At 59.5% G+C, this 17,192-nt stretch carries 14 protein-coding genes and 2 pseudogenes; 12 read left to right on the top strand and 4 right to left on the bottom strand.

The annotated features are described in order from the left end of the window. Positions 1-9 precede the first annotated feature (9 nt). From pilW to AB4P97_RS17945, 9 genes are all read left to right on the top strand, one after another. A complete protein-coding gene (gene pilW / locus AB4P97_RS17985; protein ID WP_395601427.1) occupies positions 10-768 on the top strand; it encodes a type IV pilus biogenesis/stability protein PilW in 759 nt (252 codons plus the stop codon). Beyond that, positions 768-1,802, top strand: coding sequence for a RodZ family helix-turn-helix domain-containing protein (locus tag AB4P97_RS17980; protein ID WP_200616971.1), 1,035 nt, complete (start codon positions 768-770; stop codon positions 1,800-1,802). The genes pilW and AB4P97_RS17980 overlap by 1 nt, the downstream gene beginning before the upstream one ends. Before the next feature lie 3 nt (positions 1,803-1,805). After that, positions 1,806-2,915 (top strand): flavodoxin-dependent (E)-4-hydroxy-3-methylbut-2-enyl-diphosphate synthase, encoded by a 1,110-nt coding sequence (gene ispG, locus AB4P97_RS17975; protein WP_042560922.1) that lies wholly within the window; start codon positions 1,806-1,808, stop codon positions 2,913-2,915. A 33-nt stretch (positions 2,916-2,948) separates the two neighbouring features. After that, positions 2,949-4,238, top strand: a complete 1,290-nt coding sequence (hisS, locus tag AB4P97_RS17970) for a histidine--tRNA ligase (RefSeq protein WP_016984369.1) — start codon at positions 2,949-2,951, stop codon at positions 4,236-4,238. Between the two features lie 41 nt (positions 4,239-4,279). After that, positions 4,280-4,921 carry a tetratricopeptide repeat protein gene (locus AB4P97_RS17965; protein WP_042560920.1) on the top strand — a complete coding sequence of 214 codons (642 nt, stop codon included), beginning with the start codon at positions 4,280-4,282 and terminating at the stop codon, positions 4,919-4,921. Further along, positions 4,914-6,065, top strand: coding sequence for an outer membrane protein assembly factor BamB (gene bamB, locus AB4P97_RS17960; RefSeq protein WP_042560919.1), 1,152 nt, complete (start codon positions 4,914-4,916; stop codon positions 6,063-6,065). Before AB4P97_RS17965 ends, bamB begins: the two co-directional genes overlap by 8 nt. A 138-nt stretch (positions 6,066-6,203) precedes the next feature. After that, positions 6,204-7,673, top strand: a complete 1,470-nt coding sequence (gene der / locus AB4P97_RS17955) for a ribosome biogenesis GTPase Der (RefSeq protein ID WP_042560918.1) — start codon at positions 6,204-6,206, stop codon at positions 7,671-7,673. 143 nt (positions 7,674-7,816) lie between these two features. Further along, a complete protein-coding gene (locus AB4P97_RS17950; RefSeq protein WP_395601426.1) occupies positions 7,817-8,962 on the top strand; it encodes a pyridoxal phosphate-dependent aminotransferase in 1,146 nt (381 codons plus the stop codon). Then, on the top strand, positions 8,950-9,741 hold the full coding sequence (locus tag AB4P97_RS17945) for an amidohydrolase (protein WP_395601425.1): 792 nt from the start codon (positions 8,950-8,952) through the stop codon (positions 9,739-9,741). The genes AB4P97_RS17950 and AB4P97_RS17945 overlap by 13 nt, the downstream gene beginning before the upstream one ends. Before the next feature lie 179 nt (positions 9,742-9,920). On the opposite strand, the gene leuA is transcribed toward AB4P97_RS17945, so the two are convergent. The 4 genes and pseudogenes from leuA to AB4P97_RS17925 form a co-directional block, all read right to left on the bottom strand. Next, entirely contained in the window at positions 9,921-11,600 is a 1,680-nt protein-coding gene (leuA, locus tag AB4P97_RS17940) for a 2-isopropylmalate synthase (protein WP_042560915.1), read from the bottom strand. A 480-nt stretch (positions 11,601-12,080) separates the two neighbouring features. Next, positions 12,081-12,902, bottom strand: coding sequence for a M23 family metallopeptidase (locus AB4P97_RS17935; protein ID WP_042560914.1), 822 nt, complete (start codon positions 12,900-12,902; stop codon positions 12,081-12,083). 3 nt (positions 12,903-12,905) lie between these two features. After that, positions 12,906-14,285 (bottom strand): exodeoxyribonuclease VII large subunit, encoded by a 1,380-nt coding sequence (xseA, locus tag AB4P97_RS17930; RefSeq protein ID WP_042560913.1) that lies wholly within the window; start codon positions 14,283-14,285, stop codon positions 12,906-12,908. 10 nt (positions 14,286-14,295) lie between these two features. After that, positions 14,296-14,436 (bottom strand): annotated as a pseudogene (locus AB4P97_RS17925) (LysR family transcriptional regulator); the annotation flags it as partial. Between the two features lie 49 nt (positions 14,437-14,485). On the opposite strand from AB4P97_RS17925, the pseudogene AB4P97_RS17920 reads away from it, so the two are divergent. The 3 genes and pseudogenes from AB4P97_RS17920 to guaB all read left to right on the top strand — a co-directional run. Continuing rightward, positions 14,486-14,683, top strand: a pseudogene (locus AB4P97_RS17920) (sulfite exporter TauE/SafE family protein); the annotation flags it as partial. A 198-nt stretch (positions 14,684-14,881) separates the two neighbouring features. After that, positions 14,882-15,430, top strand: a complete 549-nt coding sequence (locus AB4P97_RS17915) for a sugar ABC transporter ATPase (protein ID WP_042560911.1) — start codon at positions 14,882-14,884, stop codon at positions 15,428-15,430. A 206-nt stretch (positions 15,431-15,636) separates the two neighbouring features. Beyond that, entirely contained in the window at positions 15,637-17,106 is a 1,470-nt protein-coding gene (guaB, locus tag AB4P97_RS17910) for an IMP dehydrogenase (protein ID WP_047302990.1), read from the top strand. Positions 17,107-17,192 lie beyond the last annotated feature (86 nt).

Here is a 17,192-nt window from a genome sequence, read left to right as displayed (position 1 = left end):
AGGATCTCTATGTCCCTGCGCTTTGCGCTGCTGTTGCTGTTGGCCAGCCTGAGTGCTGGCTGTGTCCTGTCGGGTGACTACAACCCGATGAAGACCAGCAAGGGCCGCGATGAAGCGCGAGCCGCTTATGTGCAGTTGGGGCTGGGGTATTTGCAGCAGGGCATGACCGAGCGCGCCAAGGTGCCGCTGAAAAAGGCCCTTGACCTGGACAGCTCTGACCCGGACGCCAATGCTGCGCTCGGACTGGTATTCCAGGCCGAGATGGAGCCTGCACTTGCTGACGAACACTTCCGCAAGGCCTTGTCTTCACGTCCCGCCGATGCCCGCACCCTCAACAACTACGGCAGTTTTCTCTACGAAGAGCAGCGTTACAAGGAAGCCTACGAGCGTTTTGAACAGGCCGCCGCCGATACCCTGTATCCTGAGCGCTCGCGCGTATTCGAGAGCCTCGGCATGACGGCGGCAAAGCTCGGCCAGCGTGATCTGGCGCAGCAGCAACTGGAAAAAGCCCTGCGGTTGCATCGTCAACAACCGCGCGCATTGCTGGAAATGGCTGAGTTGTCCTTCGAAGACAGGCATTATGTGCCCGCACGTGACTATTACGACCGTTTCAGCCTGCTAACCGAACAAAATGCACGTAGTCTATTGCTCGGCGTTCGGCTGGCGAAAGTGTTTGAAGATCGCGACAAGGCAGCCAGTTATGGCCTGCAATTAAAACGACTCTATCCCGGTACGCCGGAATATCAGCAATACCTGTCGGAGCAATGATGAAAGCGGCGCATCCCGAAGTTGTAGCAGCGAATCGCGTTAACCCCGGTGAGACCTTGCGCCAGGCCCGCGAAAGCAATGGCTGGTCGCTGGCCGAAGTGGCCCTCAAGCTCAACCTCACCGTGACGTCCCTGAGCAATCTTGAAGCCGGCGCTTTCGACAAGCTGCCGGGGCACACCTTCGCTCGCGGCTATATTCGCGCCTATGCCAAGTTGCTCGGCATGGACCAGACCGCTCTGGTTCAGCAATTTGACCAGTCCACCGGCACCGATTCCCAGGGCAGCAACGTGCATGCGCTGGGTCGTATCGAAGAGCCGGTGCGGGTTTCCCACACCATTTTGCGCATCGTCAGCCTGCTGTTGCTGATCGCGGTCATCGGTGGCGGTTTCGTCTGGTGGCAGGATCAGACTTCGCAGCGCACCAAAGACCTGACCAGCCTCGCCCCTGAGCACGTCGAAGTCGAAGGCGCCGACGGCACCACGCAGATTCACCCGATTGACGAGCCGGAAGACCAGGCCGTTGCCGAAGGTCAGGCCGAAGGCACGACTGATTTGGCGTTGCCGCAATCGGAAACCACCGCTGAATCCACTGGCGCCGAGCCTGCTGCTCCGGCAACCGCTCCAGCAGCACCGGCCGCGACGCCAACTGCACCGGTTCACACGCCGGCTCCGGTTGTCGCTGCGCCGGCCACGCCGACAGCGAATGCTCCGGCTACTCCTGCGCCGACCGTTGCCGCTCCGGTGGCTCCTGCGACGCCAGCGCCAACCGCGCAAGCGGCTGCGCCAGTTGCGGGTCAAGGTCAGGTTTCTGTGCAATTCGTTGCTGATTGCTGGACGCAAGTCGCCGATGGCACCGGCAAGATTCTGTTCAGTGGCCTCAAGCGTAAAGGCGATAGCCTGTCTGTTGCCGGCAAACCACCGTTTGCCGTACGACTGGGCTATGCCCGTGGCGCACAGGTCAGCTACAACGGCCAGTCGGTCGATATCGCTCCGTTCACCAGTGGCGAGACTGCTCGCCTGAAGTTGGGTCAATAAGTCATGCACGGCGAATCTCCAATCAAACGTCGCGTTTCGCGCAAGATCTGGGTCGGCAACGTACCGGTAGGCGGCGATGCGCCTATCGCTGTGCAGAGCATGACCAACAGCGACACCAATGACGTAGCCGCCACCGTTGCGCAAATCAATCGCCTGGAAGCGGCCGGCGTCGACATCGTTCGCGTTTCGGTGCCGGACATGGACGCCGCCGAGGCATTCGGCAAGATCAAGCAATTGGTCAAGGTGCCGCTGGTTGCCGACATTCACTTCGACTACAAGATCGCTCTGCGCGTAGCCGAACTGGGTGTGGACTGCCTGCGTATCAACCCGGGCAACATCGGTCGCGAAGATCGCGTGCGTGCAGTGGTTGATGCCGCTCGTGACCGCGGTATCCCGATTCGCATCGGCGTCAACGCCGGCTCGCTGGAAAAAGACCTGCAAAAGAAATACGGCGAGCCCACTCCGGCGGCGCTGGTCGAATCGGCCCTGCGCCACGTTGAGCACCTCGAACGCCTGAATTTCCAGGACTTCAAAGTCAGTGTGAAGGCCTCCGACGTGTTCATGGCCGTCGAAGCCTACCGCTTGCTGGCGAAAGAAATCGTCCAGCCGCTGCACCTGGGCATCACCGAAGCGGGTGGATTGCGTTCTGGCACGGTGAAATCCGCCGTGGGCCTAGGTATGCTGCTCGCCGAGGGGATTGGCGATACTATCCGCATCTCGCTGGCGGCCGACCCGGTCGAGGAAGTGAAGGTCGGTTACGACATTCTCAAGTCTTTGCATTTGCGTTCCCGTGGCATCAACTTCATCGCCTGCCCGAGCTGCTCGCGGCAGAACTTCGATGTGGTCAAGACCATGAACGAGCTGGAAGGGCGCCTTGAAGACCTGCTGGTGCCGCTGGATGTCGCGGTGATCGGTTGTGTGGTCAACGGCCCCGGCGAAGCCAAGGAAGCCCACATCGGCTTGACCGGCGGCACGCCAAACCTGATTTACATCGACGGCAAGCCGGCGCAGAAACTGACGAATGAAAATCTGGTGGATCACCTGGAAAAGCTGATCCGCCAGAAAGCGGCCGAAAAGGTCGAAGCTGACGCAGCGGTTATCGCGCGCGGCTGAGCCTACAGAGCCGAACGAATTTAAGGATTTAAAGTGAGCAAGTCATTGCAAGCCATTCGTGGCATGAACGACATCCTGCCCGAACAGACCCCGCTGTGGCGTTATTTCGAGGGCACTGTTGCGCGTCTGCTGGATAACTACGGTTACAAGCAGATCCGCATGCCGATCGTCGAGTTCACCGAGCTGTTCAAACGCTCGATCGGTGAAGTGACCGACATCGTCGAAAAAGAGATGTACACCTTCGAAGACCGCAACGGCGACTCCCTGACCCTGCGTCCGGAAGGCACCGCGGCGTGCGTACGTGCTGTGCTTGAGCACGGCATCACGGGCGGTGGCCAGGTGCAGAAACTCTGGTACATCGGGCCGATGTTCCGCCACGAGCGTCCGCAGAAAGGCCGCTATCGCCAGTTCCACCAGATCGGTCTGGAGGTGTTCAACCTCGACGGTCCGGACATCGACGCCGAGCTGATCACCATGACCTGGCGCCTGTGGGGCGAGTTGGGCATCCGTGATGCGGTCAAACTCGAACTCAACAGCCTCGGCACCAGCGAGTCCCGTGGTCGCTACCGTGAAGCACTGGTCGAGTATCTCTCGGCGCATCACGACAAGCTCGACGAAGACAGCCAGCGTCGCCTGAAAACCAACCCGCTGCGCGTGCTCGACACCAAAAATGCCGACACCCAGGCCGTGCTGGTCGATGCGCCGAAAATGGCCGACTACCTGGACGACGAGTCCCGTGCACACTTTGAAGGCTTGAAGGCCCGTCTGGATGCCGTCGGCATTCCGTACGTGCTCAACCCGAAGCTGGTACGCGGCCTCGATTACTACAGCAAAACCGTTTTCGAATGGGTCACCGACAAGCTCGGCGCCCAGGGCACTGTTTGCGCGGGCGGTCGTTACGATGGCCTGGTCGAGCAGATGGGCGGCAAGCCGACCACCGGCGTTGGTTTCGCCATGGGCATCGAACGTCTGGTGCTGATGCTCGAGACCCTCGAGCAGATCCCGGAAGAAATTTCCCGTCAGGTCGACGTCTACCTCTGCGCCTTCGGTGAAGAAGCCGAGCTGGCCGGTCTGGCTTTGGCCGAGCGTGTACGTGATCAGCTTCCAAACCTGCGTCTGCAAGTCAATGCCGGCGCTGGCAGCTTCAAAAGCCAGTTCAAGAAGGCCGACAAGAGCGGTGCGCTGTACGCACTGATCCTCGGTGACGACGAAATGGCCCAGCAAGTGGTAGGTTTCAAACCCCTGCGTGGCCAGGGCGAACAACAAAGCATTGCCTGGGATGCGCTTGCCGCTCACCTGGCCACCTGCGTCGTGCAGGGTTGAAGCTGTCCTAACAGCCGATTTAGCGATTAAGGAGTATTGGGGTGTCGAGTACCGAAGACGAACAGTTGGCGGATTTGAAGGACTGGTGGACACGCAACGGCAAACCTCTGGTCACCGGCGGCCTGTTGGCGCTGGTTATCGTGTTCGGCTGGCAGGCTTATCACAAATATCAGGACAACCAGTCGCAAGGCGCCTCGGTGCTCTATCAGCAACTGCTGGAAACCACGCTGACGCCTGACGGCAAGCCTGATGCTGCCCGCGTTGCGGATCTGGCTGGCAAGCTCAAGAGTGAATTCGGCGGCACTGCCTATGCGCAGTACGGCAGCCTGTTCGTGGCCAAGGTTGCAGTCGACAGCGGCAAGCTGGACGACGCCGCGACCGAACTCAAAACCATCGTCGACAAACCGGCCAATCCGGCGCTGGGCGAAATCGCCCGTCAGCGTCTGGCGCAGGTGCTGGGCGCGCAGGACAAGGCGGATGACGCTCTGAAACTGCTCGACGGCGACGCCGACACGGCGTTCCTGGCCACTCGCGAAGAACTCAAGGGCGACCTGCTGGTGAAGCTGGGCCGTACCGACGACGCGAACAAGGCGTATCAAAAAGCCAAGGCGGCACTGTCGGATGAAGCGGCGGTCGGTGGCCTTCAAATCAAGCTCGACGACCTGGCTAAAGGGGATGCGTGACGTGATCCGTTGGAAGCATGCAGCATTGCTGGCTCTGGCCATTTTGGCCGCGGGTTGCAGCAGCAACAGCAAAAAAGAATTGCCACCGGCCGAGCTGACCGACTTCAAAGAAGAAGTGGTTCTGCAAAAGCAGTGGAGTCGTTCGATCGGTGACGGTCAGGGCGAAACCTACAACATGCTGGTACCGGCGATCGACGGTGACACCATCTACGCGGCCGATGTGACCGGCGTGGTAATGGCCATGGATCGCAGCAACGGCGACGTGAAGTGGGATCAGGATCTTGAACTGCCTGTCTCCGGCGCCGTTGGCGTCGGTTACGGTCTGGTTCTGATTGGCACGCTGCGTGGCGAAGTCGTCGCTCTGGACACCATCAACGGTGAAGAGAAGTGGCGTGCTCGCGTCAACAGCGAAGTCCTCGCGCCGCCGGCCAACAACGGCGACGTTGTAGTGGTGCAGACTCAGGACGATCGTTTGATCGGTCTGGATGCTTCCACCGGTACTCAGCGCTGGGTGTATGACAGCACTCCAGCCGTGCTGACCCTGCGCGGCACCAGCGCACCGCTCGTGACCAACCGCCTCGCGGTGGCTGGCCTGTCGACCGGTAAAGTTGTCGCCCTGGATATTTCCAATGGCGTTCCGGTGTGGGAACAACGCATCGCGATTCCACAGGGCCGTTCGGAACTGGAGCGCGTGGTCGACATCGACGGCGGTCTGCTGCTGTCCGGCGGCACGCTGTACGTTGCCAGCTATCAGGGTCGCGTTGCGGCACTGGATCTGGAAAGCGGTCGTCAATTGTGGCAGCGCGATGCGTCGAGCTACGCCGGTATTGCTCAAGGTTTCGGCAGCGTTTACGTGAGCCTGTCTTCGGGCACCGTTGAAGGCGTCGACGAGCGTTCTACCACGGCTTTGTGGAGCAACGATTCGCTGGCTCGCCGCCAGCTGTCGGCTCCGGAAGTGTTCTCCAGCTATGTTGCAGTAGGTGACCTGGAAGGTTATCTGCATTTGCTGAGTCAGGTTGACGGTCGTTTCGTCGGCCGTGAGCGCATCGACAGCGACGGCCTGCGTGCCCGTCCGCTGGTGGTGGGGGACACGATTTATGTGTATGGCAACAGCGGCAAACTGGAAGCCCTGACCATCAAGTAACAACTATGCTTGGGGATAACACCCCAGGCAGCTTCACTTGTGGGAGTGAACCTGTTCACCCCGCAGTGTTGCCCCGAGCACCAGCCGCTGCCTCGCAGCGGCTTTTGTATTTTCTGAAATAACGAAGTGGAGAGCCGCATGGTTCCCGTAATCGCCCTGGTGGGCCGACCGAACGTCGGCAAGTCCACCTTGTTCAACCGCCTGACCAGGACTCGCGACGCCATCGTCGGCGACTTGTCCGGTCTGACCCGTGATCGCCAGTACGGTGAGGCCAAGTGGCAAGGGCGTTCCTACATTCTGGTCGACACCGGTGGTATCTCCGGTGACGAGCACGGTATGGACGAAAAAATGGCCGAGCAGTCGCTGCTGGCCATTGAAGAAGCAGATGTTGTGCTGTTCCTGGTAGATGCCAAGGCCGGTTTCACCGCCGCCGACCAGATGATCGCCGAACACCTGCGCAAACGTAACAAGTGTTCCTACGTGGTTGCCAACAAGGTCGACAATATCGACCCGGAAATGGCCCGCGCTGAATTTGCTCCGTTGGGCATGGGCCACGCGATTCCTATCGCCGGTGCTCACGGCCGTGGCATCACTCAGATGCTGGAAATCGCCCTGGGTGAGTTCCCGAGAGACGAAGAAGAGCCGGAAGACGGCGAAGAAGAAGTCGTTGCCGAAGGCGAGGAAGCCAAGCGCATTCCTGGCCCGAGCGAAAAAGACGGCATCAAGATCGCCATCATCGGTCGTCCGAACGTTGGCAAGTCGACTCTGGTTAACCGCATGCTCGGTGAAGACCGGGTAATCGTTTATGACCAGCCCGGCACCACCCGCGACAGTATCTACATCCCGTTCGAACGGAATGAAGAGAAGTACACGCTGATCGACACCGCTGGTGTGCGCAAGCGCGGCAAGATTCACGAAGAAGTCGAAAAATTCTCCGTGGTCAAAACCCTGCAGGCGATCAAAGACGCCAACGTGGTGATCTTCGTGATGGACGCCCGCGAAGGTGTGGTCGATCACGACCTCAACCTGCTGGGCTTCGCCATCGAGTCGGGTCGTGCGCTGGTGATCGCGATCAACAAGTGGGACGGCATGACGCCGAGCGAGCGCGACTTCGTGAAAGTCGAACTTCAGCGTCGCCTGTTCTTCGTTGATTACGCCGACATCCACTTCATCTCGGCACTGCACGGCACTGGCGTGGGCAACCTCTACGCTTCCGTACAGAACTCGTTCAAGTCGGCGGTCACCCGCTGGCCGACCAACCGTCTGACCCAGATTCTGGAAGACGCGGTTGGCGAACACGCGCCACCGATGGTCAACAACCGCCGGATCAAGCTGCGTTACGCCCACTTGGGTGGTGCGAACCCGCCGATCATCGTGATCCACGGTAACCAGATCGAGAAAGTGCCGAAGTCGTACGTGCGCTATCTGGAAAACACTTACCGCCGTGTGCTGAAGCTGGTCGGTACGCCGATCCGCATCGAGTTCAAGGGCGGCGAGAACCCGTACGAAGGCAACAAAAACACCCTGACCGACCGCCAGGTCAACAGGAAGCGTCGGATGATGTCGCACAGCAAGAAAGCCGACAAGAAACGCCGCGACAAAAAATAAAGCAGCTGCCAGTTTTTAGCTGCAAGCTTCAAGTAAAAGCAAAAAGGGCTCTTTTCAGAGCCCTTTTTTGTGTCCGACAGTTTGATGCTTGAAACTTGCGGCTTACAGCTTGAAACTTGCAGCTCACCTGCAAGGGGCTACCGATGATCACCAGTAAGCTGCCGAATGTCGGCATCACGATTTTCACGCAGATGTCTCAGCTCGCGGCGCAGACCGGCGCCATCAACCTGTCCCAGGGTTTTCCTGATTTCGACGGCCCGCAGTCTCTGCGCGATGCGGTAGGTCGACACATTGCCAGTGGTCATAACCAGTATTCGCCGATGACCGGCCTGCCAGCACTGCGCGAGCAGATCGCGGCGAAGATCGCCCGCAGCTACGGCGTGAAGGTGGATGCCGAACATGAAGTGACCGTGACGCCCGGCGCGACACAGGCGATCTTCTGTGCAATTCAGGTTATCCACAGCGGCGACGAAGTCATCGTGTTTGACCCGTGCTACGACAGTTACGACCCCGCGACGCAATTGGCTGGCGGTCGCTGCGTGCATGTGCAACTGAGCCCCGACGATTTCTCCATCGATTTCGACAAGCTTGCCGCCGCCCTGAGCCCGCGCACGCGAATGATTGTCCTCAACACCCCACACAACCCGAGTGGTGCGCTGATCAGCCGCGCTGAGCTGGATCAATTGGCGGCGTTGATTCGCGATCGCGACATCTACTTGATCAGCGATGAAGTCTACGAACACCTGGTGTTCGACGGTGTGCCGCATGTCAGCGTGCTGGCTCATGAAGAGCTGTATCAGCGCGCCTTCGTGGTCAGTTCGTTCGGCAAGACGTACCACGTTACTGGCTGGAAAACCGGTTACGTCGTCGCACCGCCGGCCCTGACGGCTGAACTGCGTAAAGTGCATCAGTACGTCAGTTTCTGCGGCGTCACGCCGCTGCAATACGCCTTGGCCGATTACATGGCCGAGCACCCGGAGCATGTCGAAGAGCTGCCGGCGTTTTATCAGGCCAAGCGCGATCTGTTCTGTGATCTGCTGGCACCGTCGCGATTCACCTTTAACCGGGTTGCCGGCACCTATTTCCAGCTGGTCGATTACTCGCAGATTCGACCTGACCTGAACGACGTCGAGATGGCCCTGTGGATGACCCGCGAGCACGGCGTGGCGAGTATTCCGATCTCGGTGTTCTATCAGAGCCCACCTGAAGGCCAGCGCCTCGTGCGCCTGTGCTTTGCCAAACGCGAGGAGACGCTGCGCGAAGCGGCGACAAAACTATGCGTGATCTGAGTACATTACCTGACCTTAATCTGGCGCTGATCCAGACCAGTCTGGCGTGGCACGACCGCCAGTCCAACTTCGAACATTTCGAGGTGTTGCTGGAACAGGCGCGCGGGGCGGATTTGATCATCCTGCCGGAGATGTTCACCACTGGCTTCTCGATGGAGTCGGAAACCCTCGCCGAAGCCGAGAATGGTCCGACCAGCAAATGGCTGCGGCTTCAGGCCGCCAGACTTGATGCGGTCATTACCGGCAGCGTGATCATCCAGGCGGCCGACGGCAGCCATCGCAATCGCCTGCTGTGGGCGAGGCCGGACGGTGAAGTGCTGCATTACGACAAGCGTCACCTGTTCCGCATGGCCGGCGAACACAACCACTACACGCCCGGTGAGCGGCAGGTGCAGTTCGAACTCAAGGGTTGGCGAATTCGTCCGCTGATTTGCTACGACTTGCGTTTCCCGGTGTGGAGCCGTGATGCGCAGGACACCGATCTGCTCCTGTACACCGCCAACTGGCCGGGTGCGCGGCGGCTGCACTGGAATCGGTTGTTGCCGGCGCGCGCCATCGAAAACCTCTGTTACGTGGCAGCGGTGAATCGCGTTGGCACCGACGGCAAAGGTTTTGCCTACACCGGCGACAGCCAGGTGCTGGATTTTCAGGGCGAGTCTTTGCTGGCGGCGGGGGAGGCGGACGGGGTGTTTAAGGCTGTGCTGGAAGCGGCGCCACTGGCGGCTTATCGCGAAAGATTTCCGGCTAATCTGGATGCCGACACCTTCGAATTCACCTGAAATTCAAGCGGTGACGGGGAGGGCCCTTTCGCGAGCAGGCTCGCTCCCACATTGGAATGCGATCCTCCTGTGGGAGCGAGCCTGCTCGCGAAGGTGGCTTTGAAATCTGCACAAAAATGTCAGGCAAAAAAAAGGCCCCGGAGCTTTCACTTCGGGGCCTTTTGCGTTTCAGCGGTGGATTAAGCCGCTTTCGCTTCCGGCTGGCTCAACGAGCGATTCAGCGCGCTGAACAGTGCCTTGAAGCTGGCAGTGGTGATGTTTTCATCGATACCCACGCCGTGCACCGCTCGTTCGCCGTTCACGCGCAGCTCAATATAAGCCGCCGCTTTGGCGTTGGTGCCCGCGCCAATCGCGTGTTCGTTGTAGTCCATGATCTCCACCGGAATCGGCAAGCCGGCCACCAGTGCTTCCAGCGCACCGTTGCCCTTGCCGCGCCAATGCAGGTTGGTTTCGCCCTGACCCTTGCTCGCCACTTCAACTTCGACGGCGCTGTTGCCGTTTTCTTCCTGCAGGCGATGGCTGACCAGCGCATAAGGGGTGTTGGCTTGCAGGTACTCGCTGATCAACAACGAGTGGATCTGCTTGGCTGTCATCTCAAGGCCCAGGCGATCGGTTTCACGCTGTACCACCTGGCTGAATTCGATCTGCATGCGACGCGGCAGGCTGATGCCGTATTCCTGCTCCAGCAAGTAGGCAATGCCACCCTTGCCCGACTGGCTGTTGACGCGAATCACCGCCTCGTAGCTGCGGCCAATATCGGCCGGGTCGATCGGCAAGTACGGCACTTCCCACAGTGCATCTGGTTTCTGCTGGGAGAAGCCCTTGCGGATGGCGTCCTGGTGGGAACCGGAGAATGCGGTGTGGACCAGATCGCCAACGTACGGGTGACGTGGGTGAACCTGAATCTGGTTGCACTCTTCAACGACTTTGCGCACGCCGTCGATGTCGGAGAAGTCCAGCTGAGGATCGAGACCCTGGGTGTACATGTTCAGTGCAACGGTAACGAGATCGACGTTGCCGGTGCGCTCGCCGTTGCCGAACAGGCAGCCTTCGACGCGATCGGCGCCGGCCATCAGGCCCAGCTCGGTGGCGGCCACGCCGGTGCCACGGTCGTTGTGGGTGTGCAGGCTGATGATCACGCTGTCACGACGGTTGATGTTGCGACCGAACCATTCGATCTGGTCGGCATAGATGTTCGGCGTCGCGCACTCAACAGTGGCCGGCAAGTTGAGGATCATCTTGTGCTCAGGCGACGGGTTCCAGACCTCGATCACTGCATCACAGACTTCCTTGGCGAATTCCAGTTCGGTGGCGCTGAAGGTTTCCGGCGAGTATTCGAAAGTCCACTCGGTGTCCGGCTGCATGGCGGCGTATTTGACGAACAGCTTGGCCGCGTTTACCGCGATGGCCTTGATGCCTTCCTTGTCTTGGTTGAAGACGATGCGACGGAAAGAAGGCGAGGTGGCGTTGTACAGGTGAACGATGGCTTTCTTCGCGCCGCGCAAGGATTCGAATGTGCGCTCGATCAGGTCTTCACGGCCCTGGGTCAGCACCTGAATGGTGGTGTCGTCCGGGATGTGGCCTTCTTCAATCAGGGTACGCACGAAGTCGAAGTCGGTTTGCGAAGCCGCCGGGAACGAGGCTTCGATTTCCTTCACGCCCACTTGCACGAGGGTTTTCCAGAAGCGCAGCTTTTTCACCGCGTCCATCGGCTCGATCAGCGACTGGTTGCCGTCACGCAGGTCGGAGCTGCACCAGATCGGCGCGGTATCGATGGTTTTCGACGGCCAGGTGCGATCAGGCAAGTTGATGACGGGGAACGCGCGGTATTTCGAGGACGGATCTTTGAGCATGCTCATCGGGAAATTCCTTATTGTCTGGGCCGAAAAGAGGCGGCCTGCCGGTACAACGAATGTGTTGGGAAAAGCGTAGGACGAGGCGCCGCGATTCAGCCTGGCAGTCGTGCGCTGACGAGGCACAGGCTGCGGTGCTGGCGAAGCTGAATAAGGGTGTGAGAGGTTTTCATGCCTTCAACCCTAACCGCGAGGACAAAGGTTGGCAAGCGGTCGAAAAAAATTGAGAGGAATACTCGAAAAGACGGGTTTTGCGCGATTTTATTGTTTGTAAGTTGCCGGATCGTTTTGATGTTTGCGCGAGGTTTGGTTGGGGCGCAATTGAGGGTGATGTGTTATTCCAGAATATTTCGGTGACAGTGAGTCCGTCATCGCGGGCAAGCCACGCTCCCACAGAGATTGGTGGTGTACACAACATTCATGTTCACCTCGAACCCTGTGGGAGCGGGCTTGCCCGCGATGAGGCCGGTAGCCTCACCACATAACTCAGGGCTGGAACGCACCAATGAAAATCGCCGGGTCCACCCGCGCATCATTCAGGCTGATGTTCCAGTGCATATGCGGCCCGGTCGCCCGGCCAGTCGAGCCGACCTTGCCAACCACTGCCCCACGAGCCAGCTGATCGCCAACCTTCACATCGATTTTCGACATATGGCAGAACATGCTGATAAAGCCCTGGCCATGATCGACAAACACCGTATTGCCGTTGAAAAAGTAATTGCCGGTCAGGATCACCTTGCCCCCCGCCGGGGTCTTGATCGGCGTGCCGGCCGGTACGGCGAAGTCGAGGCCGGCGTGAGGATTGCGTTCTTCACCGTTGAAGAACCGGCGCACGCCGAACTTGCTCGACAACGGCCCGTTGACCGGCTTGTCCAGCAACAGATTGCTTGGAATGTTCGGGCTGAAGCTGCGATAAGCCTTGATCTGCTCGGCCAACTCGCCCTCGATGCGCTTGAGGTTGGCCGGGTTCGGATTGACCTGCTGGGTGTTCTTCAGGGTGATGCGCTGTTCCGGGTATTTTTTGCTGCCAACGGTGAATGGCAAGGTTCGACCGCCGCTGCTGATCTGTTGTGCGCCAGGCTTGACCGTCAATGGCACACCGACAATCGCCAGCCAGTTGTTCTGTTCTTTCACCACAAGCACTGGTTTGCCCTGATACGTGGCTTTCGGCGCCTGAGCGGCAGCGCCAAGATCAACCACGGCCACGCCGCCGGGCACCGGTTTGTTGAGCAGCCGGGTGATGTAACTGTCGGCGTGGGCATTGAAGGTCAGGCAGAGCAAAAACAATGGAGCCAGAAAACGCGGCATGGATCAGTCCAGTAAAGAAAGGGTGACGGGCGTCAGGTGATTGTCCTCGACGCGCACTTGCAGTTCGCCTTCGCCGAGTTTGGCTTTCAGGCGCTGGCCGGTGTGTGTCTGCGCGGCGTTGCGAATCGCGTTGCCGCGCTCGTCGAGCAAAATGCTGTAACCGCGGCCAAGGGTTGCCAGCGGGCTGACCACATGCAGCGTCTGCATCTGACTTTGCAATTGCAGTCGACGGTTTTTCAGACCTTCGCGCATGGCCCGGGGCAGACGTTCGGCGAGGCTGTCGAGGCGCTGGCGCAACATCGCCAGTTGCCGTCCCGGGTGTTGTCCGGCGAGGCGGGTTTCCAGACGGATCAGACGTTCGCGGCGGGTATTGAGCTGGCGCTCGAAAGCCCGGCGCATGCGCATATCCAGATCATCCAGGCGCTGAGCCTGCTGGCGCAGTCGTTCGCCGGGATGACGCAAACGACGAGCCATGCCTTCCAGGCGCAAGCGATCGCGCATCAAGCGGTCACGCATACGCATCACCAAACGACGATGCAGGCTTTCGACCTGACGGATCAGATGACTGGAGTCGGGGGCGAGCAACTCGGCGGCAGCGGAAGGTGTTGGTGCACGCACGTCGGCGACAAAGTCGCTGATCGACACATCGGTTTCATGGCCGACGGCGCTGACGATTGGCGTCACGCAGGCATCGACCGCACGGGCCACGGCTTCTTCGTTGAAGCACCAGAGGTCTTCCAGTGATCCACCGCCACGGGCGAGGATCAATGCGTCAAAGCCGCGCGCGTCCGCCATTTTCAAGGCGCGGACAATTTGCGCGGTGGCTTCGCGGCCCTGCACGGCGGTCGGGATCAACGTCAGCTGCACTTGTGGCGCCCGGCGGCGGAACACGCTGATGATGTCGCGGATCACCGCACCGGTCGGCGAGCTGATGATGCCGATGCGCTGTGGATGGGCCGGCAGCGGCACTTTGCGTTCGGCACTGAACAGACCTTCGGCGCTGAGCTTTTCCTTCAACGCGTCGAAGGCCAGGCGCAACGCACCGTCACCGGCCGGTTCCACGGTGTCGAGTATCAATTGATAGTCGCCACGGCCCTCGAACAGCGAGACCTTGCCGCGCACCTTCACCGCCAAACCGTCCTTCAACGCCTGACGCACCCGAGCGGCGTTCTGCCGAAACAGTGCGCAGCGCACCTGAGCACCGCTGTCCTTGAGGGTGAAATAGATGTGGCCGGACGCCGGACGGGCGAGGTTGGAGATTTCGCCCTCGACCCAGATGTTACTGAACACGTCTTCAAGCAACACCCGCGCGCGGCCGTTGAGCTGGCTGACGGTCAGGACTTCACGGTCCAGGCCAAGTCTTGCAAAGGGATCTTTAATCATGGGGCGCAGTTTAAAGGCATTCGCCGGTGAATGTCTGGAGGAAGCGTTGGATCAAAGGTGTGGGATTTTGCCTATAGGCGAGGGCGACGGTGCTGTTGCAATCGGCATCCGAGGGAAGGAATCTTACGCCGATGGGGGCGCTGTCCTGAATCAACAGCAAAAATCGAATGGTTGCGGCTGCTGCCGTGCATGGTGGTGGGCTGTTTACCATCGCAGGTGTGTATGCCGAGCTACCCTTGTTGATGCTGGCGCTGTGTCTGTTGCCGGCCATGGCATTGGGATTGTGGGCTGGTCGGCGGCTGACGATGCGTTTGTCCCGCGAAGCATTTGTGCGACTGGTGATGTGGCTGGTGCTGGCAAGCGGGATTGCGTTGATCGTGCGCTACTTCAGCACTTGACCGGATTTCGTCAGGGATTAAGCTGCCGGCCGCACTGACGCCATCGCGGGCAAGTCGAATCGGCGCACCGATGCTCCCACAGTGATTTGAGTCGATCACAATGTTTGTATTCGCCTCAGACCCAGGGGGAGTGGGCTTGCCCGCGATGGCGGTGGAGTGAGCACCGCAGAACTTCCATTTGACGTCGCAGGCTGCATCATGAATTCGCAAAGCATCATCGTCCCGAAAATCTCCACCCTGCCGGTGCACGAGCCCCGGGCGCGGGCGATCGTGCGCTGGCTGGTGCGCAAGAACATCGTCAAGGAAGAGCTAAGCACCTGCGGGCGCACCGGCAACCGCATGGCCTACGCGATCGCTGATGGCGCCCGCGCGGTGGTGCTGCATCCCGAAGCACTGCCATTCGGCGAGCCGATCAATGGCCTGGAGATCGTCACCAAGCGCTGCATCTTCACCCCGGCCAAAGGTTTTCTCGAAGAAGCAGGTTGCGCCGAATGTCGCCGGGAAATCGGCGAAGCGCTGTTCGATAGCCTCGAGGACTGGATGCCGGCACGCACCGACAACTTCACCTGCCCCGAATGCGGCCACGAAGACGATATCAATGGCTTTCTCTTTTTGCAGGAATGCGCGTTCTCCAACCTAGGGTTCATCTTCAACAACTGGCTGGAAGCGGGGTTCAAACAGAGCTTTATCGACGAATTTGCCGATTGGCTCGATCAACCTGTGAGCTGGGTAAAAGTTGAACTCTAACGCCACATTCCCTGTGTAGGAGCTGCCGAAGGCTGCGATCTTTTGACGTTGTTCCTCAAAAGCAAGATCAAAAGATCGCAGCCTTCGGCAACTCCTACAACGAGCAGGGTTTTCCGTATATCAATTAGGCTGAGTTTTACATTGAACAGCAGGGGGTGTCTGACTATAATGGCGCGCTTCCATTTTCCCGCTCGGGAGCCCCCGCGATGCTGCGTATCAGCCAAGAAGCTCTGACCTTCGACGACATTCTTTTAGTACCTGGTTATTCCGAGGTGCTTCCTAACGAAGTCAGTCTCAAGACCCGTCTTACCCGTGGCATCGAACTGAACATTCCTCTGGTTTCTGCCGCCATGGACACCGTTACTGAAGCCCGTCTGGCAATTGCCATGGCTCAGGAAGGTGGCATCGGCATTATCCACAAGAACATGACCATCGAGCAGCAAGCTGCCGAAGTGCGCAAGGTCAAGAAGTTCGAAGCCGGTGTGGTCAAGGATCCGATTACCATCGAGGCTGATGCCACGGTGCGTGACCTGTTCGAACTGACCCGCATGCACAATATCTCCGGCGTTCCGGTGCTGCACGATGGCGACCTGGTCGGCATCGTCACCTCCCGCGACGTGCGTTTCGAAAGCCGTCTGGAAGCCACCGTCCGTGAAGTGATGACGCCTAAAGAGCGTCTGGTCACGATCAAGGAAGGCGCCAGCAAGGACGAAGCACGCGAATTGCTGCACAAGCACCGCATCGAGCGCGTGTTGATCGTCGACGACAAATTTGCCCTCAAAGGCATGATGACCGTCAACGATATCGAAAAAGCCAAAGCCTACCCGCTGGCCAGCAAGGACGATCAAGGTCGTCTGCGCGTGGGTGCTGCGGTCGGTACCGGTAAAGACACCGGTGACCGCGTCGCTGCACTGGTCCATGCCGGTGTGGACGTGGTGGTGGTCGACACCGCTCACGGTCACTCCAAAGGTGTGATCGACCGTGTTCGCTGGGTCAAACAGAATTTCCCTGACGTGCAGGTGATCGGCGGCAACATCGCCACCGGCGCTGCCGCCAAGGCCCTGGCCGAAGCTGGCGCCGATGCGGTCAAGGTCGGTATCGGCCCTGGCTCGATCTGCACCACCCGCATCGTCGCCGGTGTCGGCGTTCCGCAAATCAGTGCCATCGCCAACGTCGCCGCTGCCCTTGAAGGCACAGGCGTGCCGTTGATCGCCGACGGCGGCATCCGTTTCTCCGGTGACCTGTCCAAGGCCATCGTTGCCGGTGCTTCCTGCGTGATGATGGGCTCGATGTTCGCCGGTACTGAAGAAGCGCCGGGCGAGATCGAACTGTTCCAGGGCCGTTCGTACAAGGCTTATCGCGGCATGGGTTCGCTGGGCGCCATGTCCCAGGCTCAAGGTTCCTCCGACCGTTACTTCCAGGACTCCTCGGCAGGCGCCGAGAAACTCGTTCCGGAAGGCATCGAAGGCCGTGTGCCATACAAAGGCACCCTGAGCGCGATCATTCACCAGTTGATGGGCGGTCTGCGTTCCTCGATGGGTTACACCGGCAGCGCCGACATCGAAGAAATGCGTACCAAGCCCGAGTTCGTGCGGATCACCGGCGCCGGCATGGCCGAATCCCACGTTCACGACGTGCAGATCACCAAAGAAGCGCCAAACTACCGCGTAGGTTGAGCCTTCAAGCAAATCGTTAAGCAACCGGGGCTGTGTTATTCAGCCCCGAGTTGTTTCTGAATCACGACTGTTTCTGAATTACTTAG

Origin of the sequence: Pseudomonas sp. A1230, from assembly GCF_044218825.1 — a bacterium.
GTDB lineage: Bacteria > Pseudomonadota > Gammaproteobacteria > Pseudomonadales > Pseudomonadaceae > Aquipseudomonas > Aquipseudomonas iridis.
The sequence above is the reverse complement of the archived record's forward strand: the minus strand, read 5'-3'. Positions and strand labels throughout refer to the sequence as shown.

Excerpts from the sequence above, each read along its gene's own strand:
- leuA (WP_042560915.1), bottom strand. The coding sequence starts at position 11,600 with ATGAGCATGCTCAAAGATCCGTCCTCGAAATACCGCGCGTTCCCCGTC.
- AB4P97_RS17915 (WP_042560911.1), top strand. The coding sequence starts at position 14,882 with ATGAATTCGCAAAGCATCATCGTCCCGAAAATCTCCACCCTGCCGGTG.
- xseA (WP_042560913.1), bottom strand. The coding sequence starts at position 14,285 with ATGATTAAAGATCCCTTTGCAAGACTTGGCCTGGACCGTGAAGTCCTG.
- der (WP_042560918.1), top strand. The coding sequence starts at position 6,204 with ATGGTTCCCGTAATCGCCCTGGTGGGCCGACCGAACGTCGGCAAGTCC.
- bamB (WP_042560919.1), top strand. The coding sequence starts at position 4,914 with ATGCGTGACGTGATCCGTTGGAAGCATGCAGCATTGCTGGCTCTGGCC.
- AB4P97_RS17935 (WP_042560914.1), bottom strand. The coding sequence starts at position 12,902 with ATGCCGCGTTTTCTGGCTCCATTGTTTTTGCTCTGCCTGACCTTCAAT.
- AB4P97_RS17950 (WP_395601426.1), top strand. The coding sequence starts at position 7,817 with ATGATCACCAGTAAGCTGCCGAATGTCGGCATCACGATTTTCACGCAG.
- pilW (WP_395601427.1), top strand. The coding sequence starts at position 10 with ATGTCCCTGCGCTTTGCGCTGCTGTTGCTGTTGGCCAGCCTGAGTGCT.
- AB4P97_RS17980 (WP_200616971.1), top strand. The coding sequence starts at position 768 with ATGAAAGCGGCGCATCCCGAAGTTGTAGCAGCGAATCGCGTTAACCCC.
- ispG (WP_042560922.1), top strand. The coding sequence starts at position 1,806 with ATGCACGGCGAATCTCCAATCAAACGTCGCGTTTCGCGCAAGATCTGG.
- AB4P97_RS17945 (WP_395601425.1), top strand. The coding sequence starts at position 8,950 with ATGCGTGATCTGAGTACATTACCTGACCTTAATCTGGCGCTGATCCAG.
- guaB (WP_047302990.1), top strand. The coding sequence starts at position 15,637 with ATGCTGCGTATCAGCCAAGAAGCTCTGACCTTCGACGACATTCTTTTA.